22 protein-coding genes are annotated in these 22,432 nt (G+C 71.7%); 18 read left to right on the top strand and 4 right to left on the bottom strand.

Features of this window, described 5'->3' with window-relative positions; genetic code table 11:
• Positions 1-84 precede the first annotated feature (84 nt).
• The 4 genes from tilS (at position 85) to folE (ending at position 4,793) form a co-directional block, all read left to right on the top strand.
• The gene (gene tilS / locus ABZ840_RS03450; protein WP_361552627.1) at positions 85-1,098 is read left to right on the top strand and encodes a tRNA lysidine(34) synthetase TilS; all 1,014 of its coding nucleotides are present in this window, start codon (positions 85-87) and stop codon (positions 1,096-1,098) included.
• 77 nt (positions 1,099-1,175) lie between these two features.
• Positions 1,176-1,715, top strand: coding sequence for a hypoxanthine phosphoribosyltransferase (hpt, locus tag ABZ840_RS03445; protein ID WP_031058519.1), 540 nt, complete (start codon positions 1,176-1,178; stop codon positions 1,713-1,715).
• A 278-nt stretch (positions 1,716-1,993) separates the two neighbouring features.
• Positions 1,994-4,018: an ATP-dependent zinc metalloprotease FtsH gene (ftsH, locus tag ABZ840_RS03440; protein ID WP_361552625.1), complete on the top strand. Its 2,025-nt coding sequence runs from the start codon at positions 1,994-1,996 to the stop codon at positions 4,016-4,018.
• A 169-nt stretch (positions 4,019-4,187) separates the two neighbouring features.
• Positions 4,188-4,793 carry a GTP cyclohydrolase I FolE gene (folE, locus tag ABZ840_RS03435; RefSeq protein ID WP_361552622.1) on the top strand — a complete coding sequence of 202 codons (606 nt, stop codon included), beginning with the start codon at positions 4,188-4,190 and terminating at the stop codon, positions 4,791-4,793.
• Positions 4,794-4,985: 192 nt separating this feature from the next.
• Here folE and ABZ840_RS03430 read toward each other — a convergent pair whose 3' ends face one another.
• Positions 4,986-6,083, bottom strand: a complete 1,098-nt coding sequence (locus tag ABZ840_RS03430; RefSeq protein WP_361552619.1) for an alpha/beta hydrolase-fold protein — start codon at positions 6,081-6,083, stop codon at positions 4,986-4,988.
• Positions 6,084-6,230: 147 nt separating this feature from the next.
• Here ABZ840_RS03430 and ABZ840_RS03425 point away from each other — a divergent pair, with 147 nt between their 5' ends.
• The 6 genes from ABZ840_RS03425 to ABZ840_RS03400 all read left to right on the top strand — a co-directional run bounded on the left by ABZ840_RS03425 (position 6,231) and on the right by ABZ840_RS03400 (position 11,585).
• Positions 6,231-8,078, top strand: coding sequence for a phosphatidylglycerol lysyltransferase domain-containing protein (locus ABZ840_RS03425; RefSeq protein WP_361552616.1), 1,848 nt, complete (start codon positions 6,231-6,233; stop codon positions 8,076-8,078).
• Positions 8,079-8,243: 165 nt separating this feature from the next.
• Entirely contained in the window at positions 8,244-9,125 is an 882-nt protein-coding gene (gene folP, locus ABZ840_RS03420) for a dihydropteroate synthase (protein WP_361552613.1), read from the top strand.
• A gap of 137 nt (positions 9,126-9,262) precedes the next feature.
• Entirely contained in the window at positions 9,263-9,751 is a 489-nt protein-coding gene (locus ABZ840_RS03415; protein WP_030260354.1) for a nuclear transport factor 2 family protein, read from the top strand.
• Between the two features lie 285 nt (positions 9,752-10,036).
• Positions 10,037-10,396 carry a dihydroneopterin aldolase gene (gene folB / locus ABZ840_RS03410; RefSeq protein WP_030260356.1) on the top strand — a complete coding sequence of 120 codons (360 nt, stop codon included), beginning with the start codon at positions 10,037-10,039 and terminating at the stop codon, positions 10,394-10,396.
• Entirely contained in the window at positions 10,393-10,986 is a 594-nt protein-coding gene (gene folK, locus ABZ840_RS03405) for a 2-amino-4-hydroxy-6-hydroxymethyldihydropteridine diphosphokinase (RefSeq protein ID WP_361552610.1), read from the top strand. The genes folB and folK overlap by 4 nt, the downstream gene beginning before the upstream one ends.
• 116 nt (positions 10,987-11,102) lie before the next feature.
• On the top strand, positions 11,103-11,585 hold the full coding sequence (locus tag ABZ840_RS03400; RefSeq protein WP_361552607.1) for a DUF3180 domain-containing protein: 483 nt from the start codon (positions 11,103-11,105) through the stop codon (positions 11,583-11,585).
• Between the two features lie 205 nt (positions 11,586-11,790).
• Here ABZ840_RS03400 and ABZ840_RS03395 read toward each other — a convergent pair whose 3' ends face one another.
• Complete coding sequence (locus ABZ840_RS03395; RefSeq protein WP_361552604.1) at positions 11,791-12,954, bottom strand: betaine/proline/choline family ABC transporter ATP-binding protein; 1,164 nt, start codon at positions 12,952-12,954, stop codon at positions 11,791-11,793.
• A gap of 183 nt (positions 12,955-13,137) precedes the next feature.
• Here ABZ840_RS03395 and ABZ840_RS03390 point away from each other — a divergent pair, with 183 nt between their 5' ends.
• The 5 genes from ABZ840_RS03390 to ABZ840_RS03370 all read left to right on the top strand — a co-directional run bounded on the left by ABZ840_RS03390 (position 13,138) and on the right by ABZ840_RS03370 (position 17,387).
• Positions 13,138-13,932, top strand: coding sequence for an ABC transporter permease (locus ABZ840_RS03390; RefSeq protein ID WP_361552601.1), 795 nt, complete (start codon positions 13,138-13,140; stop codon positions 13,930-13,932).
• 3 nt (positions 13,933-13,935) lie between these two features.
• On the top strand, positions 13,936-14,661 hold the full coding sequence (locus ABZ840_RS03385; protein WP_361552598.1) for an ABC transporter permease: 726 nt from the start codon (positions 13,936-13,938) through the stop codon (positions 14,659-14,661).
• Between the two features lie 96 nt (positions 14,662-14,757).
• Positions 14,758-14,916, top strand: coding sequence for a hypothetical protein (locus ABZ840_RS03380; RefSeq protein ID WP_361552595.1), 159 nt, complete (start codon positions 14,758-14,760; stop codon positions 14,914-14,916).
• Between the two features lie 28 nt (positions 14,917-14,944).
• Entirely contained in the window at positions 14,945-15,907 is a 963-nt protein-coding gene (locus ABZ840_RS03375; protein WP_361552592.1) for an ABC transporter substrate-binding protein, read from the top strand.
• Positions 15,908-16,070: 163 nt separating this feature from the next.
• Positions 16,071-17,387 carry a hypothetical protein gene (locus ABZ840_RS03370; protein WP_361552589.1) on the top strand — a complete coding sequence of 439 codons (1,317 nt, stop codon included), beginning with the start codon at positions 16,071-16,073 and terminating at the stop codon, positions 17,385-17,387.
• Positions 17,388-17,635: 248 nt separating this feature from the next.
• Here the strand turns inward: ABZ840_RS03370 and ABZ840_RS03365 are convergent, their stop codons facing one another.
• The gene (locus tag ABZ840_RS03365; RefSeq protein WP_361552586.1) at positions 17,636-18,778 is read right to left on the bottom strand and encodes an NADH-quinone oxidoreductase subunit D; all 1,143 of its coding nucleotides are present in this window, start codon (positions 18,776-18,778) and stop codon (positions 17,636-17,638) included.
• Positions 18,775-19,884, bottom strand: coding sequence for an SAM-dependent methyltransferase (locus ABZ840_RS03360; RefSeq protein WP_361552584.1), 1,110 nt, complete (start codon positions 19,882-19,884; stop codon positions 18,775-18,777). Before ABZ840_RS03360 ends, ABZ840_RS03365 begins: the two co-directional genes overlap by 4 nt.
• Before the next feature lie 121 nt (positions 19,885-20,005).
• Here ABZ840_RS03360 and ABZ840_RS03355 point away from each other — a divergent pair, with 121 nt between their 5' ends.
• From ABZ840_RS03355 to ABZ840_RS03345, 3 genes are all read left to right on the top strand, one after another.
• Positions 20,006-21,211: a sensor histidine kinase gene (locus ABZ840_RS03355; protein ID WP_361552581.1), complete on the top strand. Its 1,206-nt coding sequence runs from the start codon at positions 20,006-20,008 to the stop codon at positions 21,209-21,211.
• Between the two features lie 75 nt (positions 21,212-21,286).
• Positions 21,287-21,970 carry a response regulator transcription factor gene (locus ABZ840_RS03350; RefSeq protein WP_361552578.1) on the top strand — a complete coding sequence of 228 codons (684 nt, stop codon included), beginning with the start codon at positions 21,287-21,289 and terminating at the stop codon, positions 21,968-21,970.
• A 36-nt stretch (positions 21,971-22,006) separates the two neighbouring features.
• Positions 22,007-22,432, top strand: coding sequence for a DUF1992 domain-containing protein (locus tag ABZ840_RS03345; protein ID WP_361552575.1), 426 nt, complete (start codon positions 22,007-22,009; stop codon positions 22,430-22,432).

Below are 22,432 nucleotides of genomic sequence, written 5' to 3'. Positions count from 1 at the left end.
TCGCTCCCGAGATGCTCCCGGTGGGCCGGACGGCCACGCGCCGCCCGGCCCGTGGCTCCCCCAGCTGAACGATTGGAAACGGACATGGGTCCCCATCCAGCGGTCGCCGCAATACGCCTGGCGGTCCGCCGCGTACTCCACGACGTCCTGACGTCCCACAGCCGGCGGTCCGGTCCCGATGCTCCGCCGCCCCTGGTGCTCGCCGCCTGCTCCGGCGGCGCCGACTCCATGGCGCTCGCCTCCGCACTCGCCTTCGAAGCCCCGCGCCTCGGCGTCCGCGCGGGCGGCGTCACGGTCGACCACGGCCTTCAGCACGGCTCCGACGCCCGGGCGGCGGAGGTGGTCCTCCGGATGCAGGCGCTCCGGCTGGACCCCGCCGAGGCCGTCTCCGTCGAGGTGGGCAGGGACGGCGGCCCCGAGGCGGCCGCCCGCGAGGCCCGTTACGCCGCTCTGGACGACGCCGCGCGACGGTACGGCGCGGACGCCGTCCTCCTCGGCCACACCCGTGACGACCAGGCCGAGACCGTCCTCCTCGGCCTCGCCCGCGGCTCCGGGACCCGCTCGCTGTCCGGCATGGCCGCCGTCTCCGGCTCCGAAGGCCGGTACCGCCGCCCGTTCCTCGGGATCGACCGCCAGACCGCCCGCAAGGCCTGCCTGATCCAGTCGCTGCCCGTGTGGGACGACCCGCACAACACCGACCCCTCGTACACCCGCTCCCGGCTCCGCCACGAGGGCCTGCCCGCCCTGGAGAAGGCGCTCGGCAAAGGCGTCGTCGAGGCCCTCGCCCGTACGGCCCAGCTCTCCCGCGACGACGCCGACGCGCTGGACTCCTGGGCCACGGAGGCCGAGCACGGTGTGGCCGATGCCACCGGCGCGCTGGACGTCGCCGCGCTCTACGCACTGCCCGCCGCGGTCCGCCGACGGGTGCTCCGCCGGGCCCTGTTGCGCGCCGGTTCACCTGCGGGTTCGCTCTTCGCCCGGCACATCGAGGAAGTCGACCGGCTGATCACCGCCTGGCGCGGTCAGGGAGCGATCGACCTCCCCGGGCTGGTGGGTGTGCGACGGCAGGGTGGCAAACTGGTCATCCGGCAGGGCTGAGCCGCGCGGGACCGCCCGGCCGGACGAGTCACATGACACCGAACCGAGCGAGAGTGGCACGGGTGGACGACAAGGACATGGGTTCCGACCTTCAGTCGGTGCTCATCACCAAAGAAGAGATCGACGCGAAGCTGGCCGAGCTGGCCGCGAAGATCGACGCGGAGTACGCGGGCAAGGAGCTGCTCATCGTCGGCGTTCTGAAGGGCGCCGTGATGGTGATGGCGGATCTGGCGCGTGCGCTGTCCACCCCCGTCACGATGGACTGGATGGCCGTGTCGTCGTACGGCGCGGGCACCCAGTCCTCGGGCGTGGTCCGGATCCTCAAGGACCTGGACACCGACATCAAGGGCAAGCACGTCCTGATCGTCGAGGACATCATCGACTCCGGCCTGACGCTGTCCTGGCTGCTGTCGAATCTCGGCTCGCGCGAGCCGGCCTCGCTGGAGGTCTGCACGCTGCTGCGCAAGCCCGAGGCGGCCAAGGTCGACATCGACGTGAAGTGGATCGGCTTCGACATCCCCAACGAATTCGTCGTGGGTTACGGCCTGGACTTCGCCGAGAAGTACCGGAACCTGCCGTTCGTGGGCACGCTCGCGCCGCACGTCTACGGCGGCTGACGCCCCGTCGGAAGCGACGGAAGGGCCCGGAGAACCCCGGAAAGCCCCTCGCGCCGGACGGCGGGAACCCTTTGCGGCCTCCCGCCGTTGGAGCAGGGAGGGCGGAATCCAAGCCGCATTGTTCACCACGGGCAGCGGCGTCGGGTGACAATGCTGGGGTACCGTCCGAAGGTCAGTCTTTTTCGGGCCAGTAATACACCGTACGCACGACCAGACCTCCCCGAGGGCTGGAGTGCCTCACTGTGGCAGGAGGGACGGGGCCTCAAGGCTCCGTATGGATGGACGTGAAGCGATACTTCCGTGGGCCGGTCATGTGGATCGTGCTGGCCGTCCTCGCCGTGGTCGTGTTGATGCAGGTCGTCAGTTCGTCTGGCGGCTACAAAACGGTGGACACCGGTCAGGTCGTCAAGGCGATCACTGACAACAAGGTCAAGTCCGCCGAGCTGACCACCGGCGACGAAATGAAGGTCAAGGTCGAGCTCTCCGGCAGCAACAAGGTCGAGGGCTCCGACAAGATCCAGTCGAGCTACATCGGCGACCAGGGCGTCGAGCTCGCCAAGACCCTGCAGGCCAAGTACCAGACGGGCGACATCAAGGACGGGTACACCGTCTCGCCGCAGAAGCAGAGCCCCTTCGTGGGCATGCTGCTCTCGCTGCTGCCGTTCGTTCTGATCGTCGTCGTCTTCCTGTTCCTGATGAATCAGATGCAGGGCGGCGGCTCCCGGGTCATGAACTTCGGCAAGTCCAAGGCGAAGCTCATCACCAAGGACACCCCCAAGACGACCTTCTCGGACGTCGCGGGGTCGGACGAGGCCGTCGAGGAGCTCCACGAGATCAAGGAGTTCCTGCAGGAGCCGGCGAAGTTCCAGGCCGTCGGCGCCAAGATTCCCAAGGGCGTACTGCTGTACGGCCCGCCCGGTACGGGCAAGACGCTCCTCGCGCGCGCCGTCGCGGGCGAGGCGGGCGTGCCCTTCTACTCGATCTCCGGCTCCGACTTCGTCGAGATGTTCGTGGGTGTCGGCGCCTCGCGTGTCCGTGACCTCTTCGAGCAGGCCAAGGCGAACGCCCCGGCGATCGTCTTCGTCGACGAGATCGACGCCGTCGGCCGGCACCGCGGTGCGGGTCTCGGCGGTGGCCACGACGAGCGCGAGCAGACGCTGAACCAGCTGCTCGTCGAGATGGACGGCTTCGACGTGAAGGGCGGCGTCATCCTGATCGCCGCCACGAACCGGCCGGACATCCTGGACCCGGCGCTGCTGCGTCCGGGCCGCTTCGACCGGCAGATCGCCGTCGACCGCCCCGACATGCAGGGCCGTCTGGAGATCCTCAAGGTTCACCAGAAGGGCAAGCCGGTCGCGCCCGATGTCGATCTGGGTGCGGTCGCGCGCCGTACGCCGGGCTTCACGGGTGCGGACCTGTCGAACGTGCTGAACGAGGCCGCCCTGCTGACGGCTCGCAGCGACAAGAAGCTGATCGACAACCACTTCCTGGACGAGGCGATCGACCGGGTCGTGGCGGGACCGCAGAAGCGGACCCGGATCATGTCGGACAAGGAAAAGAAGATCACCGCGTACCACGAGGGCGGACACGCCCTGGTCGCGGCGGCCTCACCGAACTCCGACCCGGTCCACAAGATCACGATCTTGTCCCGGGGCCGTGCCCTCGGCTACACGATGGTGCTCCCGGACGAGGACAAGTACTCCACCACGCGCAACGAGATGCTCGACCAGCTGGCGTACATGCTGGGCGGCCGCGCGGCGGAGGAGCTGGTCTTCCACGACCCGACGACGGGTGCGGCGAACGACATCGAGAAGGCGACCGCCACGGCGCGCGCGATGGTCACGCAGTACGGCATGACCGAGCGGCTCGGTGCGATCAAGTTCGGCTCCGACAACTCCGAGCCCTTCCTGGGCCGCGAGATGTCCCACCAGCGCGACTACTCCGAAGAGGTCGCGGCGCTGGTGGACGAGGAGGTCAAGAAGCTGATCGAGACCGCGCACAACGAGGCGTGGGAGATCCTGGTCGAGAACCGCGACGTGCTCGACAACCTGGTCCTGGCGCTCCTGGAGAAGGAGACCCTGGGCAAGGAGGAGATCGCCGAGGTCTTCAAGCACATCGTGAAGCGCCCGGCCCGCCCCGCGTGGACCGGCTCCTCGCGGCGTACGCCGTCCACCCGCCCGCCGGTGCTCGCTCCCAAGGAGCTGGCCGCGGCCAACGGTGCGGCGTCCGTGACGCCGACCGTCTCCACGGAGAAGGTCGAGCTTCCGGAGGATTCCTCCGGAAGTGGAAGCAGCGAGGGGTGACGTCAGGGGTGACGGTCGGGCCTCGGCCCGACGGAACCCCCGGTCGCCACGTGACCGGCCCGCCGGTAGCCACACCGGCCCCGGAATGAATGCCGCGCCCCCCAGGTTCTAGCCTGGGGGGCGCGGCATTTCGCGTTCGTAGCGGAATGAAGAAGGAACGAGGCACCAGATGACCGACCCGGTGACGCTGGACGGCGAAGGCACGATCGGCGAATTCGACGAGAAGCGTGCCGCGGACGCCGTGCGCGAACTCCTGATCGCGGTCGGTGAGGACCCGGACCGCGAGGGCCTGCTGGAGACGCCGGCCCGTGTGGCGCGGGCGTACAGGGAGATCTTCGCGGGCCTGTGGCAGAAGCCCGAGGACGTCCTCACGACGACCTTCGACCTCGGTCATGACGAGATGGTGCTGGTCAAGGACATCGAGGTGGTGTCCTCCTGCGAGCACCACCTGGTGCCGTTCGTGGGCGTGGCGCACGTCGGATACATCCCGTCGTCCGACGGGAAGATCACGGGGCTGTCGAAGCTGGCCCGGCTGGTGGACGTGTACGCGCGCCGTCCGCAGGTCCAGGAGCGGCTGACCACGCAGATCGCGGACTCTCTGATGCAGATACTGGAGCCGCGCGGCGTGATCGTCGTGGTCGAGTGCGAGCACATGTGCATGACCATGCGGGGGGTTCGTAAGCCGGGGGCGAAGACGACGACGTCCGCGGTGCGGGGGCAGCTGCGGGATGCGGCTACTCGTGCGGAGGCTATGAGCCTGATTCTGGCGCGGTAACGCCTTTCGCTGTTGTGGGTGCCCCGCCGTTGCGCCTGCCGCGGGCGATATCGCTTGCGCGGGGCGTGACGTCCGGTGCCGGGCCTCCGCGGGTGGGGTACCGGACTGCTTCGCTTTACGTCCGGTACCCCACCCGCTGCGGCCCGTCCCCTCCCGTCGGTGGTGGGTGAAAAGACTCGGGTGCGGGTCTTTTTATGCGCTCAGGCGGGTGCTCAGCCAGGTGAGGGCCGGGGGGATTTCTCGGCGCCACGTGTTGAAGTTGTGGCCGCCGCTTTCGAGGACGATGGACGAGACCCGGGTGGGGGCCTTGGCCTGCTGTATGAAGCGCATCGTGTCGGCGTAGTTGGTTTCGCCCTGCTTGCTGGTGGTGACCAGCAGGTTCACCGGCGGGGGCGGGAGGTGGCGCTGGCGCCAGAGCAGGTCGTTCTCGCGCTGGAGCCGGGGGTCGCCGGCGAAGAGGTCGCCGGTGGTGGGGTCGAGCGGGGCCTTGTAGTAGCCGGAGAGGGCGGCGCCCGCCGAGAAGGCCTCCGGGTGGCGCATGGTCATCTTGAGCGCGCAGTAGCCGCCCGTGGAGTCGCCGATGATGCCCCAGTTACGGGCCTGGGTGCCGGTCCGGTAGTGCGCCGCGATGTCCGCGCGGAGTTCCTTGGTGAAGAAGGTCTCGGTCTGCGGGCCGCCCGGTATGTCCATGCATTCCGTGTCGCGGGGCGGGGCGACCGTCGGGCGCATCATGACCAGGATCGTCGGCTGCATCTTGCCCTGGGAGACCAGGCGCCGCTGGGTCTGGGGGTAGTGCAGTTTGGTGTAGAGGGCTTCTGCCGTGCCGGGGTAGCCGGTGAGGACTACCGCTGTGGGGAAACGCTTCTGCGCGTTCTGGGGCTGGAAGTATTCCGGCGGTAGGTAGACGTATGCGGGGCTGGTGATGCCGGTGTTCTCGCCGCGTATGAGGACCTTGTCGAGCCGGCCTGCGACGTCCGCCCGTCGGTTGTCCTGCGGGAGGCCGGTCCGTTCGATGCCCTGGCGCTTGGTCGAGTGGTCGACCACCACTCCGGTCTCGGTCTCCTGGCCGAAGAGGTCGGCCCAGGACGCGTAGAAGCCGAAGGCGTTGTTGACCACGAGTCCGACCGCGGCGAAGAGGGTCAGCTGGGTTGCCAGCAGCAGGCCGATCCGGCCGGTCACCGCGCGCCAGGTGCGGCTCGCGAGCCGCGGCCAGAGGAGCACGGTGGCGGCGAAGAGTGCCACCGCGACCAGCACGGTGAGCAGCAGAACGGTCTTACTGGTGAGGTCCATGTCCACTTCCTGCTGGGCGGCCGGACGGCCGGACCGGCTGATGGAACCCGGGGCCCTGAAGCGCCGTCCTACAGGGCGCGAATTGTCCAGGTAACTGCTCCACATTCTGGAGATCAGGCGACCTGAGGAGCGGGCGACGGGAAAGTGATGTCTGACAGGCTAGATGGCGAAAAGTCCGGAGTGGTTGCGTGGCGTCGCGCACGCTGGGTGCGGGGTCCGCGCCCGGAGTCGGTGCCCACGGCCGTCGGTACGGCCTGCACGCTGATCGGTCTGCTGAACGTGGCGGCCGGCGTCTTTCCACGCTTCCGGCACAGCCGTATGCACGCACTGGCGGAGGTGCTGCCGGGCGCGGTGAGCCCGCTGGCCGCGGCCGCCTCGATCGTGGTGGGCCTGCTGCTCCTGCTGCTGGCGCACGGGCTGAAGCGGCGCAAGCGGCGGGTGTGGGTCGCGGCCGTCGCGCTGCTTCCGGCGGGAGCTGTCGCGCAGTTCGCGTACCGCCACTCCGTTTTCGGAGCGGTGCTCTCGCTGGCGCTGCTGGCCTATCTCGTGCGGCACCGGCGCGAGTTCGCCGCGCTGCCGGATCCGCGCAGCCGCTGGAAGGCGCTGCTGAACTTCGTCGTGCTGGGCGGCGTGAGCATCGCTCTCGGCATGGTGATCGTCAACTCCCACCCGCACCGCACCGTCGGTGACCCGTCGGTCTGGGCGGAGCTGCAGCACGTCGTGGTCGGCCTGTTCGGCTTCGAGGGCCCGGTGGCCTTCACCCACCACGTCGACTACACCGTCGGCTACTCGCTGGGCGCGCTCGGCCTGCTGACGCTGGGCACCACCGCGTACCTGGCGTTCCGGCCCGAGCGGCCCGTCGCGCGGCTCACCGAGGAGGACGAGGAGCGGCTGCGGGCGCTGCTGGCCAAGCACGGCCGCCGGGACTCCCTCGGCCACTTCGCGCTCCGCCGCGACAAGGGCGCGGTGTTCTCGCCGAGCGGCAAGGCGGCCGTCTGCTACCGCGTCGTCTCCGGCGTGATGCTGGCCAGCGGCGACCCGATCGGTGACGTCGAGGCGTGGCCCGGCGCGATCGAGCGCTTCATGGAGGAGGCCAGGGCGCACTCCTGGACGCCCGCGGTGATGGGCTGCTCCGAGACCGGCGGCGAGGTCTGGACCCGGGAGACCGGGCTGGACGCGCTGGAGCTGGGCGACGAGGCCATCGTGGACGTGGCGGACTTCACGCTCTCCGGACGCGCGATGCGCAACGTACGGCAGATGGTCAAGCGCATCGAACGCAACGGCTACGAGACCAAGGTCCGCCGGGTGTCCGAGCTGTCCCCCGAGGAGGTCGAGGCGGTCCAGCGGGCCGCCGACGGCTGGCGGGGTACCGACACCGAGCGCGGCTTCTCCATGGCGCTGGGCCGGATCGGCGACGAGCGGGACGGCGACGCGGTGATCGCCACCGCGCACCGCGCACCCGAGGAGGGTGAGGCGCCGGGCCCGTACGGGGACCTGAAGGCCGTGCTGCACTTCGTGCCGTGGGGCACGGACGGCATGTCGCTGGACCTGATGCGCCGCGACCGGAGCGCCGACCCCGGCATGAACGAGCTGCTGATCGTCGCGGCCCTGGAGGCGGCGCCGAAGCTGGACGTGGAGCGGGTGTCGCTGAACTTCGCGATGTTCCGGTCGGCGCTGGCCAGGGGCGAGAAGCTGGGCGCGGGGCCGGTGCTGCGGACCTGGCGCGGGCTGCTGGTGTTCCTCTCGCGCTGGTTCCAGATCGAATCGCTGTACAAGTTCAATGCGAAGTTCCGGCCCCGCTGGGAGCCGCGCTTCGTGGTCTTCCGGCACACCCGTGACCTGCCGCGGATCGGCTTCGCGGCGATGCAGGCGGAGGGCTTCGTGCAGCTGGGGCTGCCCCGGCTGCTGCGCCGGCGGAGTGCGGAGCCCGCGGCCCGTCCGTGTGCGCACCAGCACACGGCGCTCCGTGGCACGTCGGTCGAGCGGGCCGCCTGAGAGGCGGGCGGCCACGATGACGTCCGGAAACGGCCTTTACGGGGGCGGGCCACGCTGCGTACTCGTGGCCAGACAGGCGTACGTGTGTGCCCATACGTCCGCGTTCGCCCAGGTACGCGGGGTGCACGGGGCGAGCGGACCGGCCACACCGCCTAGGCTGGAAGTATGAGTACCTTGCGTGGCCGGGTGGCCGGTCTGCCCGAGTGGGACCGGTGCGCGGTCATGGGCGTGGTCAATGTGACCCCCGACTCGTTCTCCGACGGCGGCGACTGGTTCGACACCGAGCTCGCGGTCAAGCACGGCCTGGACCTGGTGGCCCAGGGGGCCGACCTGGTGGACGTGGGCGGCGAGTCGACCCGGCCCGGCGCCGCGCGGGTGGACGAGGCCGAGGAGCTGCGCCGGGTGATCCCGGTCGTGCGCGAGCTGTCGGCGGCCGGTGTGGTGGTCTCCGTGGACACCATGCGGGCCTCCGTCGCCGAGCGGTCCCTGGAGGCCGGCGCGCAGCTGGTCAACGACGTCAGCGCGGGCGCCGCCGACCCGGCGATGATCCCGGTGGTGGCGGCCGCGCACGCGCCGTTCGTGGTGATGCACTGGCGCGGCCAGTCCGTCGACATGAACGACCGGGCGGTCTACGGCGACGTCGTCGGCGAGGTCGTGGCCGAGCTGCGGGCCGCCATGGAGCGGGCGGTGTCCGGGGGGATCGACCCGGAGCGCATCGTGATCGACCCGGGGCTGGGCTTCGCCAAGGCCGCAGAACACGACCTCGCGCTGGTCGCGGGCCTGGACCGGCTGCGCGACCTGGGCCGGCCGCTGCTGGTGGCCGCCTCGCGCAAGCGGTTCCTGGGGCGCGTACTGGCCGGTGCCGGCGCTTCGGCCTCGGTGCCGCCCGCCCGGGAGCGGGACGCGGCGACGGCGGCGGTCACCGCGCTGTCTGCGCGCGAGGGCGCCTGGGCGGTCCGCGTGCACGAGGTGCGGGCGAGCGCCGACGCGGTACGCGTGGCCCGGGCCGTGGAGGCCGCGCGTTCCGCGGCCCCCGGCGCGGCGTAGAACGGGGCCGGGCAGGGCACAGGGCAGCCAGGCGGCTTACGGGGCGCCCGGTGCCCGCCGCAGGCACGTATCCGTGCGCGTGCCTGCGCACGTCCAGAAATACGCACGAGGACCACGACAGGAGCGGTGTGAGCGGATTGAGCCCACGTACGGACATCGAGCTGGTGGAGCAGGCGAACACCGCGTTCTACGAGGCCATCGAGCGCGGTGATCATGAGGCGATGTCCGAGCTGTGGCTGGACGGCCAGGTGAGTGTCGTGCATCCTGGCTGGCCGGTGCTGCGCGGCCGCAGCGAAGTGCTGCGCTCCTATGCGCTGATCATGGCGAACACCGAGTACATCCAGTTCTTCCTCACCGACGTGGAGATCGACGTGGTGGCCGACACCGCGCTCGTGACCTGTACGGAGAACATCCTCAGCGGCGGCCCCGCCGAGGAGGACGGCTCGGTCGGGCCGCTGATCGGCCAGCTGGTCGTGGCCACCAACGTCTTCCGGCGCACGGAGGACGGCTGGCGCGTGTGGTCGCACCACGGGTCGCCGGTGCTCGCCGACCGGGACGACGAGGACGACGAGGACGGCCCGGAGGACGAGGACGACGGCGTCGGCGGACTGCCGGGCGGGCTGTGAGGCCGGTACCGGGAGTCAGCGGCCGGGGTCAGCGGGGTGACCGCTGGCGCACTCGTTCGAGCCAAGTCGTACCCGGGTAGGGGTGGGGCGCGGGGCGGCGGGGTAAGTGGCCGCGCGGGCGGGGACTCGGCTGTGCGGCAGCTGTGCCGGGTGCCTGTCCAGGGCCCCCGTGAGCGAGTGCTGTCAGTGCTCGCAGGTAAATTCGATGACTGGGCGGAGTTCCGGACGATGTCCGGCACGTGCCCGTTCATCCAACGATCAGTGGTACCAGTGGGAGTGATTCGCGTGGACCGTGTCGCGCTGCGCGGGCTGAAGGCCCGGGGACACCACGGTGTGTTCGCCCAGGAACGCGAGGCGGGCCAGGCGTTCGTCGTGGACCTGGTGCTCGGTCTGGACACCCGTCCCGCGGCGGCGACCGACGACCTCGCGAAGACCGTGCACTACGGAATCGTGGCGGAGGAGGTCGTGGCGATCGTCGAGGGCGAGCCCGTCGACCTCATCGAGACGCTCGCCGAGCGGATCGCCGCCCAGTGTCTGAAGCACCAGGGGGTGGAGGAGGTCGAGGTCGTGGTCCACAAGCCCGACGCCCCGATCACGGTCCCCTTTGACGACGTGACCATCACCATCACCCGGAGCCGAGTATGACCAGCAGTGACCCGACCGTACAGCCGGTGCCCGCTTCCGTGGTGGCGCAGGTCGACGCGGCGGACGTGACGCTCACCAACCCGAAGCGCGCAGTGATCTCCCTCGGGAGCAACCTCGGCAACCGCCTGGAGACGCTCCAGGGGGCCGTCGATGCCCTGGAGGACACCCCCGGGGTGCGGGTGAAAGCCGTCTCGCCGGTGTACGAGACTGAGCCGTGGGGCGTCGAGCCGGGCACCCAGCCGTCGTATTTCAACGCCGTGGTGATCGTGAAGACGACGCTGCCCCCGGACTCGCTCCTGGAGCGCGGGCACGCGATCGAGGAGGCCTTCGAGCGGGTGCGGGACGAGCGCTGGGGTCCGCGCACGATCGACGTGGACATCATCGCGTACCAGGACGTCGTCTCCCAGGACCCGGTGCTCACGCTGCCGCACCCGCGGGCCCATGAGCGCGCCTTCGTCCTCGTGCCGTGGCACGACATCGACCCCGAGGCCAAGGTGCCCGGGCACGGCGCGGTGGCCGAGCTGCTGGACGAGCTGGGCCGGGGCGGCGTCGCGGCCCGCGCCGACCTGGAACTGCGGCTGCCCGAGTGATCGTTGTCCGTACGGCCCGCGAGGGCTCGTAGCGGGATGATGGTCCGGTGGACATGATGGCCGCCGCGCCCGGCGCGGCGCGGGCGGCCGGGACGGTGTGAGGGGCGAAAAGCTCGGTGAAGCAGCTAAAGATCAAGGTGCTGGTCGGGCTGTTCGTGGTGGCGGGCGTGCTGGCATGGGCCGGCGCCCGCCTGTGGGACGCGCTCGGCAGCCTGCCCAGCGTGCCGCTGGCGGCTCCGATCGTGCTGGCGCTGATCGCCGCGGTGCTGGCCGCGACGGCCCTGTCGCTGCGCAGCCGCCTGAAGGCCCAGCGCGAGCGGGTGCAGGGCGCCAAGGGCGTCGAGCCGATGATGGCGGCCAGGGCCGTGCTGTTCGGTCAGGCGAGCGCGCTGGTCGCCTCGCTCGTGAGCGGGTTGTACGGCGGCGTCGCGGTTTTCCTGCTGACCTCGGGTTCGGCGGGCCTGGGTCGTACGGACCAGACGGTGTACGCCGGCCTGTCGGTGCTCGCGGGCATCGCGGTGGTCGCGGCCGCGGTCTTCCTGGAGCGCGTCTGCAAGCTCCCGGACGATGACGACGAGGCGGGAGCCGCGGCGGCCTGACGCTGGGGCGGTACGGGGCCGGAGGCCCGTGGGACCGCGGGGCCGGGGCCGTGAAGCCGCCCCGCCCTGGTCCGGTCCGGTCTTCGGCGTCTCTTTCGAGTGCACTCGGCGCGGCGCGGGTGCGTCGGCGGCTGCCCCTGGGTAACCCCCGAGGTGGGGGAGTGGGGAGCTGCACCAGTAAGCGCAGCGCCCCGCCCGTCGTGCGTCAGGCGTCCAGCACCGTCTGGAGTTCCACGTCGGCGCGGGAGATGTTCGCCGCGTCCGCCGTCGTCGAGCGGCGCAGCGCTTCGTGCAGGCGGCCCGGGGTGAGGACGCCGAGGAAGCGGTCGCCGTCCAGGACCGCGATCCAGCCCGCGTCGTGCTGCAGCATCGTGCTGAACGCCTGCTTCAGGGGCGCGCCGACCGGCAGCCAGGCCTCCATGCGCCGGGCGTGCTCGCGGACCGTCCCGTCCTCCGCCGCCTGCCCGAGGACGTCGGCGGCGACCCAGCCGTGCAGCCGGTCCTCGTTGTCCAGGACGACCGCCCAGCGCGCGCCGTCCGCCGCCATCCCGGCCAGCGCCCGCCCCACCGGGTCGTCCAGGTGGATCACCGGGGGCTGCTCCAGGTCGCCGGTCTCGATCGGCGTGACGGACAGCCGCTTCAGACCCCGGTCGGCGCCGACGAACTCCGCTACGTACGGCGTCGCCGGCGCGCCCAGCACCGTCGCCGGAGTGTCGAACTGTTCGATGCGTCCGGAACCGTAGACGGCGATGCGGTCCCCGAGCCGTACCGCCTCCTCGATGTCATGGGTCACGAAGAGGACCGTCTTGTGGAGCGAGGACTGCAGGCGCAGGAACTCGGTCTGCAAGTGCTCGCGGACGACCGGGTCCACGGCGCCGAACGGCTCGTCCATGAGGAGCACGGGCGGATCGGCGGCGAGCGCGCGGGCCACGCCGACACGCTGACGCTGGCCGCCGGAGAGCTGTTCCGGGTACCGCGAGCCGTACACCGACGGGTCCAGGCCGACCAGGTCGAGCAGCTCGGCGGCCCGGGCGCGGGCCTGCTTGCGCGGCCGGCCGAGCAGGTGCGGGACCGTGGCGGTGTTGTCGAGCACGGTCTTGTGCGGGAACAGCCCGATCTGCTGGATCACGTAACCGATGCGGCGGCGCAGCTCGACCGGGTCGACCGTGGCGATGTCGGCGCCGTCCAGGAAGATGCGGCCTTCCGTGGGCTCGATGAGCCGGTTGACCATCTTCATGGTCGTGGTCTTGCCGCAGCCGGACGGGCCGACGAGCGTGACGAGCTCGCCCTCCGCGACCTCGAAGGAGAGGTCGTCGACGGCGGTGGTGCCGTCCGCGTAACGCTTGGTGACGTGCTCGAAACGGATCATGCTTCCCCATTGTCGTCGGTCCGCCCGGGGCGGGATGAACGGGATGTTGCGAGTCGATGGCGGTCCGGGCCGATTGTCAGTGGCGGGGGATAGGGTCGCAGACAGTCACCGGATTTGTGAGCGAGCGGACGGGGGAGGTGACGTGGCGTGAGCACGCCCTTGAGTACGTACCCGAGTACGGCCATGAGCCAAGCAGCGGGCCCGCGGAACTGTCTGCAGGCCAATGACTGGATCTGCGGCGAGTATCTCCACAGTCGTGGCCAGGAGCTGGTGGACGCCACCGTCCAGCACGTCTGGATCACCGTCGCCTCGGTGGTCATCGGACTGCTGATCGCCTTCCCGCTGGCGCTGCTCGCCCGGCAGCGGCGCGGCGCGGCCGGCCCGGTGCTCGGCCTGACGACGATTCTGTACACGGTCCCGTCGCTGGCCATGTTCGCGCTGCTGACCCCGGTGTTCGGGGTCTCGGCCGCGGTGGTCGTGACGGGCCTGGTGCTCTATTCGCTGACGATCCTGGTGCGCAACATACTCGCGGGGCTGCAGGCGGTCCCCGAGGAGGTGCGCGAGGCGGCCCGCGGGATGGGGTACGGCCCGCTGCGGCTGCTCTTCCAGGTCGAACTGCCGCTGGCACTGCCCGCCATGATGGCCGGTCTGCGGATCGCCACGGTCTCGACGGTGGCGATGACGACGATCGGCGCGGTGGTCGGCTTCGGCGGCCTGGGCAACCTCATCGACAGCGGGATGCAGGGCTTCTTCAAGGCGGAGGTGCTGACCGCCTCGGTGCTGTGCGTGCTGCTCGCGCTGGTCGCCGACCTGCTGCTGGTGGGGCTCCAGCGGGCGCTGACGCCCTGGACCCGGGCCGGCCGGGCGGGGTCCGGCGGCGCGGGAGCCGGGGGCAGGGACACGGACGGCGAGGGCGGCGGGCGCCCGGGGGCCGGCCGGACGCGGGGGTTCGGGCGCGAGCGGAAGGCGGTGGCCTGAGCGGTGGACGCGATCACGGGTGCGTGGGGCTGGCTCGGCTCCGCGGCCAACTGGGCCGGTGAGAACGGCGTCTGGCACCGCCTCGGGCAGCACGTGCAGCTGAGCGTGGTGTGCCTGGTCATCTCCTGTCTGCTGGCGCTTCCGGTGGCGCTGTACCTGGGCCACATCGGCAAGGGCGGGGCGCTGGCCGTGAACCTCGCCAACGTCGGCCGCGCGGTGCCGACGTTCGCCGTGCTGGTGCTGCTGACGCTCAGCCCGCTGGGCAAGGCGGGGGACTGGCCGACGATCGTGGCGCTGGTGCTCTTCGCGGTGCCCCCGCTGCTGACCAATGCGTACGTCGGCATGCGGGAGGCGGACCGCGATGTGGTGGAGGCGGCCCGGGGGATGGGCATGTCCGGCTGGCAGCTGCTGCTCCGCGTCGAGCTGCCGCTCGCGTACCCGTTGATCATGACGGGGCTGCGGTCGGCTTCGGTGCAGGTGGTGGCGACGGTCACGCTGGCCGCGCTGGCCGGCGGCGGCGGCCTGGGCCGGATCATCACGGCGGGCTTCGGCAACTACGACACCCCGCAGGTGGTGGCCGGCGCGGTGCTGGTCGCCGGGCTGGCGCTCCTCGTCGAGGCGGTGCTGGTGGCGGTGGAGCGGCTGTGCGACCCGATGCGCGGCAAGCGGCCGGCGCGTACGGGCCGCCGCGCCATACGGGCGTCCCGCAAGGAAGCGGCGGCCGCCTGAGCGGGCACCAGGTACGGCCTTCGGCAGGTGAGTAGGGTCGCCGGGCCCGGGCCGGCGTGGGGCGTGACCCGGTGTCAGTGTGCTCCGGTGCCGGGTGTGGTGACGTCTACCGCCCCACGTGCGAACATCCGTCCGCTCCCTCTGCTGTACTCCCTGCTCGACCTTCGCAACCTGCCCGGCCTTCGCAACCCGCTCGACCTTCTCGGCCTGCTCGACCCGCTCGACTTCAACGACCCGCCGGTGTCCGACCGGTGACCGCATGGACGACTGGATGGTGAAACCGATGAACAGCACGTCGCGTACCGCGCGGACGGCCCTCGTCGCGGGGACGGTGCTGGCGCTGGCCGCGGGGCTCTCCGCGTGCGGCGGCCAGAGCCTGGAGGAAAAGGGCGGCAAGAGCGAGGGCGGGAAGGGCGCGATCGTCGTCGGTTCCGCCGGATTCACCGAGTCGCAGGTGCTCGCCGAGCTCTATTCCAAGATCATTTCCAATGCCGGGTACAAGGCGTCCGTACAGACGCTGAAGAATCGCGAGCTCTACGAACCCGCCCTGGAGAAGGGCGAGATCGACGTCGTTCCGGAATACGCCTCCACGCTCGCCGATTTTCTCAACGCCAAGAAGAACGGCGCCAAGGCGGAGTCGGTCGCTTCCAACGACCCGGACGAGACCGTCGCGGCACTCAAGAAGCTCGCCACGCCGCGCGGACTGAAGGTTCTCCCGCACGGCCCCGCGGCGGACCAGAACGCCTTCGCGGTCACCAAGGAATTCGCCGCGAAGCACAAGCTGAAGACCCTCTCCGACCTCGGCAGGTCCGGGGAGAAGGTGAAGCTCGCGGCGGGCGAGGAGTGCGAGACACGGCCGTACTGCCTGCCGGGCCTGAAGAAGACGTACGGCATAGACGTCACAGGCATCGACCCCAAGGGCGTGGGCACGGTGCAGGCCAAGCAGGCCGTCAAGGACGGCACGGACCAGCTCGTGCTGACGACCACGACGGACGCCACGCTCGGCGACTTCGGACTGGTGCTGCTCAAGGACGACAAGCACCTGCAGAACGCCGAGAATGTGCTGCCGGTGGTGAATGCCAAGAGCGCCGGGGACAGCGCGCTGGCGAGTGTGCTCGGCAAGCTCACGAAGGTGCTCACCACCAAGGACTTGATCGAGCTGAACCGTCAGGTCGATGCCGACCGGCGCAAGCCGGCGGATGTCGCGGAGGCCTATCTGAAGGAGAAGGACCTGCTCAAGAAGTAACCAGCGGGAAACGGATTGGCGGGCGGGGCCCCACCGGCCTCGTACGCACGGTAAATTTCAGGCCATGCCACGAGGACGCCACCGCCATTCCCCACCCCTGCACAGGCTTCTTCCCCCTGCGACGGTCGCCGGTGCGTCAATTGCCTGCGCCGCCGGTGCCTGGTTGGTCGGCGACGCGCTCGTGCTCAGGGTCCTGGTCGCCGCCGCGGCAGTGGCCGCGGTCGGCGGCGCCGTGCTGGCCCGCCGTTGGGACCGTACGGCCGGCAAGCGGGTCGCCGACCTCACCCGCGCCCGGGTGCGCGACGAGTGGAGGACCGAGGAGCGCATAGCCGAGCTGGAGACGGACGTCGAGGAGGGCCGGGAGATCCGGACCGCTCTGGAGACGAAGCTGCGCGCCAAGCGCGCGGAGCTGGCCCGGCTGCGCAACGAGCACGCCGCGCTGCTGCGCCGGTACGCCACCGCGGAGACCGAGCGGGCCACGGCCCTGGAGGGCCGCCGCCGGCTCGCGATCGATGCCGCAGCGCCGGCTCGCGAGCTGACCGCGGGCGGCGCGGTACCGGTACCGGGCCTGACGGCCGTCGCTCCCGCGGCGGTCGCCCCCGTCGCCGACGGCACGGCCGCGGCCGACATCGCCCCCGGTGCGCCGGGTGCCGCGGCCCGCACCGCCCGCACCGCCCCCACGGCCCCGGCGGGCCGTGGCCCCGCGCACGCGGCCCCCGCTCCGGCTCCCACCGCCGCCGACTTCCGCAAGGCGGACGAGGCGCTGCTGCGGCTGAACGAGAGCGCCGTACGGCAGGAGGCCGCCCGTCAGGAGGCCGCCCGCCGCGCGGAGCGGGAGCGTGCCGAGCGGCAGCGCGCCGCCGAGCAGGCCAGGGCCGCCGCGCAGGTCCGCGGGGCCTCAGCGGGCGTTCCCGCGCTGCGTCCGGTGCCGGCCGCGGCGGTCGCGCCGCTCGCCCCGCAGCACCGGCCCGCTTCGCGGGCGACCGGCGGCTTCGACTTCTTCGGCACGGGCACGGCAGCGCCGGACACCGCCGGTACGGACACGGTCTCCGCCTCGGGCACGGTCGCCGTGCCGAAGGAGGCCCCCGCGGCGCCGCTGGAGGAGGATCTGGCGGACGTGGTGGGCGACGAGGCGGTGGCCGAGCAGTCGGCCCGCGCCACGGCGGCCCCACGCCCCGCGCAGCCGCTGGAAGGCCCCGCGCCGGCCGCTCAGGAGGCTGCCGAGATTTCCCGCGAGGCGGAGCCCCGGCAGGAGCCCGCAGCGGCGGAGAACGGGGCTGAGGCCGCAGCCGGGGCGGAGCCCGGGACCGACGAGCGCACCGCCGAGTCCGACACCGCTGCCGAGTCGGAGTCCACGGCCGGCGCCGAGTCCGGGTCCGGTTCCGGTGAGCGTGCCGCCGGTGAGGTCATCGACCTGACCGCGCACGATGAGACGGAGCAGTTCGACGTCGCGGAGCTGCGGAGCGCGGCCGCGCAGTAAGCGGCGGCAGCAGCAACAGGCAGAGCGAACGAAACGCCCGCGCCGGTCACCGACCGGCGCGGGCGTCGTCGTTCGCACTGAAAGGCCGCAGTCCTGAGAGGCCGTCGTCCTGGTCGGCCGTCCGGGGGCGTGGCCGTCCTGGGGCGAAAAGTTATCCACAGCCTGTGGATTGCCCTGTTGGTGTTGGCCCGGGCGACACTCCGCGTACAGCGGACCGCGCCCCGCCCATCACCGGCGGCCCGCGCGCCTCACTTGTCGATGTCGCCGACCACGAAGAACAGCGAGCCCAGGATCGCGACCATGTCGGCGACCAGGGTGCCGGGCAGCAGCTCCGTCAGCGCCTGGATGTTGTTGAACGAGGCGGAGCGCAGCTTCAGGCGGTACGGCGTCTTCTCGCCCTTGGAGACGAGGTAGTAGCCGTTGATGCCGAGCGGGTTCTCCGTCCAGGCGTACGTCGCGCCCTCGGGGGCCTTGAGCACCTTCGGGAGCCGCTGGTTGATCGGCCCCGGGGGCAGCTCGGCCATCCGCTCCAGGCAGGCGTCGGCCAGGTCCAGCGCATTGTGGGTCTGCTCCAGCAGCACCTCGAAGCGGGCCAGGCAGTCGCCCTCGGAGCGGGTGACGACCTTCAGGGTGTCCTGCAGCTCCCCGTAGGCCAGGTATGGCTCGTCGCGGCGCAGGTCGAAGTCGACGCCCGAGGCGCGGCCGATCGGGCCGGAGACGCCGTACGAGTGCACCGCCTCCGGGGTCAGCACGCCGACGCCGCGGGTCCGGCCGCGGAAGATCTCGTTGCCCAGCACGAGGCGGTCGAAGACGTCCATGCGGGAGCGGACCGCGGCCACCGCGTCGCGGGCGCGGCCGAGCCAGCCGGCCGGCAGGTCCTCCTTGAGGCCGCCGACGCGGTTGAACATGTAGTGCATCCGGCCGCCGGAGATCTCCTCCATGACGTTCTGCAGCTCTTCGCGCTCGCGGAAGGCGTGGAAGACCGGGGTGATCCCGCCCAGCTCCAGGGGGTAGGAGCCGAGGAACATCAGATGGTTGAGCACGCGGTTCAGCTCGGCGAGCAGCGTACGGGTCCAGACGGCCCGCTCGGGGACCTCCATGCCGAGCATCCGTTCGACGGCCATCACGACGCCGAGCTCGTTGGAGAACGCCGACAGCCAGTCGTGGCGGTTGGCGAGCACGATGATCTGGCGGTAGTCGCGCGCTTCGAAGAGCTTCTCGGCGCCCCGGTGCATGTAACCGATCACCGGTTCGGCATGGCTGATGCGCTCGCCGTCCAGTACCAGGCGCAGCCGCAGCACTCCGTGCGTGGAGGGGTGCTGGGGCCCGATGTTGAGCACCATGTCCGTGCTCTCCGCCGCACCGCCAATACCGACCATCGTCTCCGTCATGGGAACAGTCTGACAGCTCCGGCAGGCAGCCCGACCGGCTGGACCAGCCACTGGAAGGCCCCCAGGCCGCCCGGATCGGTCAGCTCGGCGGCCTCACCGGCGCCGCTGAGCGCCCGCAGGTAGGCGGCCGGGTCGGTGGACGCGAGGGACAGCGGCGGCCGGCCGCCGTCGACACCGAGGGAGCGCAGCGCGGCCCGCTGGGTCAGCAGCAGCGCCCCGGTGCCGCCGGCCGCCGCGCAGGCGTCCAGCGCGACGTGGGAGGTGATGTCGCAGCCGCCGTCCGGTACGGGGGCCACCTCGCGGCCGTCACGGAAGCCGGTGAGCGTGCCGTACGGGGGGCGGGCGTCCCGTACGTGCGCGTAGTCCGCGGTCACGGCGAATCCGCGGCGGAGCGTCCCCACCGCGCGTGCCCAGGCGGCGTCCCGCGGCCGTCCGATCTCGGCGCGCGTGCCCGGCCCCTCGGGGCCCGCGCCCCCGGCCTCCGAAGCGGCGTCCGCCGCGTCTCCTTCCTTCGAAGCGCCGTCCGTCGCGGTGCCCGAAGGCCACCACTCCGCCAGCCAGGCGGCGTCCTCGCCCGTCACGGGATCGCCGAGCCGCTCTGCGCCGTCGGCGGGCCGGACGAGTACGTGGCGCGGTATGCCCTCGGAGTCCGTCTCGGTGACGTCGACCGGTACGTTGTCCAGCCACTCGTTCGCGAAGACCAGACCGGTGAGCGTCCCGGGGGCCGGCAGCTCGTCGTGCCAGGTGATCCGCGGGTCCAGCCCTTCGGGGCGGGGCGCCTTCTCGACGGCGTGCGCGTGCAGCCGCTCGGGCAGGCCGCCGGCCGCCGGCTCGCCGGGGGCCGCGTCCAGGGCGGCCAGCACGCCGCTCAGCAGCTCGCCACGGCCCGCGCCGATGTCCAGGACGTCCAGCCGCTCCGGACGCCCCAGCGCCTCGTCCACGCGCTCCAGCAGCCGCGCCACGGCGCCCGCGTACAGCCGCGAGGCGTGCACCGAGGTGCGGAAGTGCCCGGCGGGCCCGGGGCCGTCCGCGCGCGTGTAGAAGCCGCCGGGCCCGTACAGCGCCCGTTCCGTCGCGTCCCGCCAGCCGTACCACTCGTTCGTCACGGCTTCACCGTACGGGCGGCCCGGGCGCTCCCCGGCATCCACCTTGGGGAGTACGGAGCGCGCACAGGATCGCCCCTTCGGTTGACCCGTACACCTATCCGCGCTGCCTACGCTGGGTTACGTGCAGCGTCTCTACGACTTCTTCCGCAGGCACCCGACAGGTGTGGACACCTTCTGGGCGCTGCTGCTCCTCGGGTTCGCCGGGCTGTGGCTGATGTCGGACCTGCTCCGGGGTTCCCTCCAGTACACGGTCGCGGTGGTCGTCGTCCTGTCGCTGTGCACGGTGGTCGCGCTGCGTCGCCGGGCACCGGTGCAGATGCTGCTGCTGGCGACCGCCGCCGGCCTCGCGCAGATGGTCTTCGACGTGGAGCCGAACCCGGCCGACTTCGCCATGCTGGTGATCATCTACACCGTCGCGTGCGGCAACGTCCGCTGGGCCTCCCGGTACGCGCTGATCGGCGGCGTCCTCGCCCCCTTCCTGTCCCGGCTCCGCTGGCACCAGCCCGACCCGTACACCACGCTCTGGCAGGACGTGGTCGTCACCGTCTTCCTGGCCGTGCCCTTCGTGCTGGCCTGGGTGATGGGCGACTCGCTGCGCACCCGCCGCGCCTACTGGGCGCAGCTGGAGGAGCGCGCGGCCCGCCTGGAGAAGGAGCGCGAGACGCAGTCGCGGATCGCGGTGGCGGCGGAGCGCGCCCGCATCGCCCGGGAGCTGCACGACGTCGTCGCGCACAACGTGTCGGTGATGGTGGTGCAGGCCGACGGCGCCGCCTACGTCCTCAAGTCCGCGCCCGACCAGGCCCGGCAGGCGCTGGAGACCATCTCCGGCACCGGCCGGCAGGCGCTCGCCGAGATGCGCCGCCTGCTGGGCGTGCTGCGGACCGGTGAGGGTGCCGAGGGCGGCGAGTACGTGCCGCAGCCCGGCGTCGAGCAGCTCGCCGACCTCGTGGAGCAGGTGCGCGGCGCGGGCCTGTCCGTGGAGTTCACGGTCCACGGCGAGGAGCGGCCGCTGCCCAGCGGCGTCGAGCTGACCGCGTACCGCATCGTCCAGGAGGCGCTGACCAACACCCGCAAACACGGCGGCCCCGGCGTCGGCGCGACGGTCAGCATCGTCTACGGGGAGCAGAACCTCGAACTGCTCGTCGAGGACGACGGACGCGGCGCGCAGCACGAGCTGTACGAGGACGGTGGCGCCGACGGGCTGGGCCACGGCCTGATCGGCATGCGGGAGCGCGTCGGTATGGTCGGCGGCAGTCTGGACGCGGGGCCGCGGCCGGGCGGCGGCTTCCGTATCAGTGCCGTGCTGCCGCTCGCTCCGGTGCGCTGACGGGCGCGCCACTACGGACGCGCCGGCCGGCGTGTCCTCTTGTTGACCGAAGCCCCGAAGGGACGGACCCCTGCCATGACCATCCGCGTGATGCTCGTCGACGACCAGGTGTTGCTGCGCACCGGCTTCCGGATGGTGCTCGCCGCCCAGCCGGACATGGAGGTCGTCGCGGAGGCGGGCGACGGGGTGGCCGCCCTGGAGGCGCTGCGCGCCACCCGGGTCGACGTGATCCTGATGGACGTCCGGATGCCGAACCTGGACGGCGTGGAGACCACCCGGCGGATCTGCGGGAACGGCACGGTGGAGGACGCGCCCAAGGTGCTCATCCTGACCACCTTCGACCTGGACGAGTACGCCTTCTCCGCGCTCAAGGCCGGGGCCAGCGGCTTCATGCTCAAGGACGTGCCGCCGGACGAACTGCTGGCGGCGATCCGCGCCGTGCACAGTGGCGACGCGGTCGTCGCGCCCTCCACCACCCGCCGGCTGCTGGACCGCTTCACGCCGATGCTGCCGTCGGCCACGCCGCAGGAGGGCCGCCCGGAGCTGGGCCGGCTCACCGAGCGGGAGCGCGAGGTGCTGCTCCTCGTGGCGCAGGGCCTGTCCAACGGGGAGATCGCCGCGCGTCTCGTCCTCTCCGAAGCCACGGTCAAGACGCACGTGGGCCGCATCCTCACCAAGCTCGAACTGCGCGACCGTGTGCAGGCCGTCGTGCTGGCCTACGAAACGGGCCTGGTACGGGCGGGCGGCGGCGCATCATAGAAGGACCGCTGTCTCCTACTTTCCGAGGAGCGCACCGTGACCGACCGCAAGCCGCCGGGCGTCAGCTTCGAGACCTGGGTCGACCGGCAGATCAGGGAAGCCGCCGAGCGGGGTGAGTTCGACGACCTGCCCGGCGCCGGGAAGCCCCTCACGGGCCTGAACAAGCCGTACGACGAGCTGTGGTGGGTGCGGGACAAGCTGGCTCGGGAGGGCGTGTCCTACCTCCCGCCCACGCTCGCGCTGCGCAAGGAGGCCGAGGACGCGCGGGCCGCGGCGCGCGCCGCCCCGTCCGAGCGCGAGGTGCGGCGGATCGTCGCGGACATCAACGCGAGGATCCGGGAAGCCCTGAAGAACCCGCCTCCGGGGCCGCCGCTGGGCATCGGGCCGCTCGACCCCGAAGAGGTCGTCGGGGAGTGGCGCGCCGATCTCCGGGAGCGGGTCCGCAAGCGCGACGCCTCCTGA

Source organism: Streptomyces sp. NPDC047117 (genome assembly GCF_040643545.1).
Taxonomy (GTDB): domain Bacteria; phylum Actinomycetota; class Actinomycetes; order Streptomycetales; family Streptomycetaceae; genus Streptomyces.
Note: the sequence above shows the minus strand (reverse complement) of the source record. Positions and strands in the feature narration are given on the sequence as shown.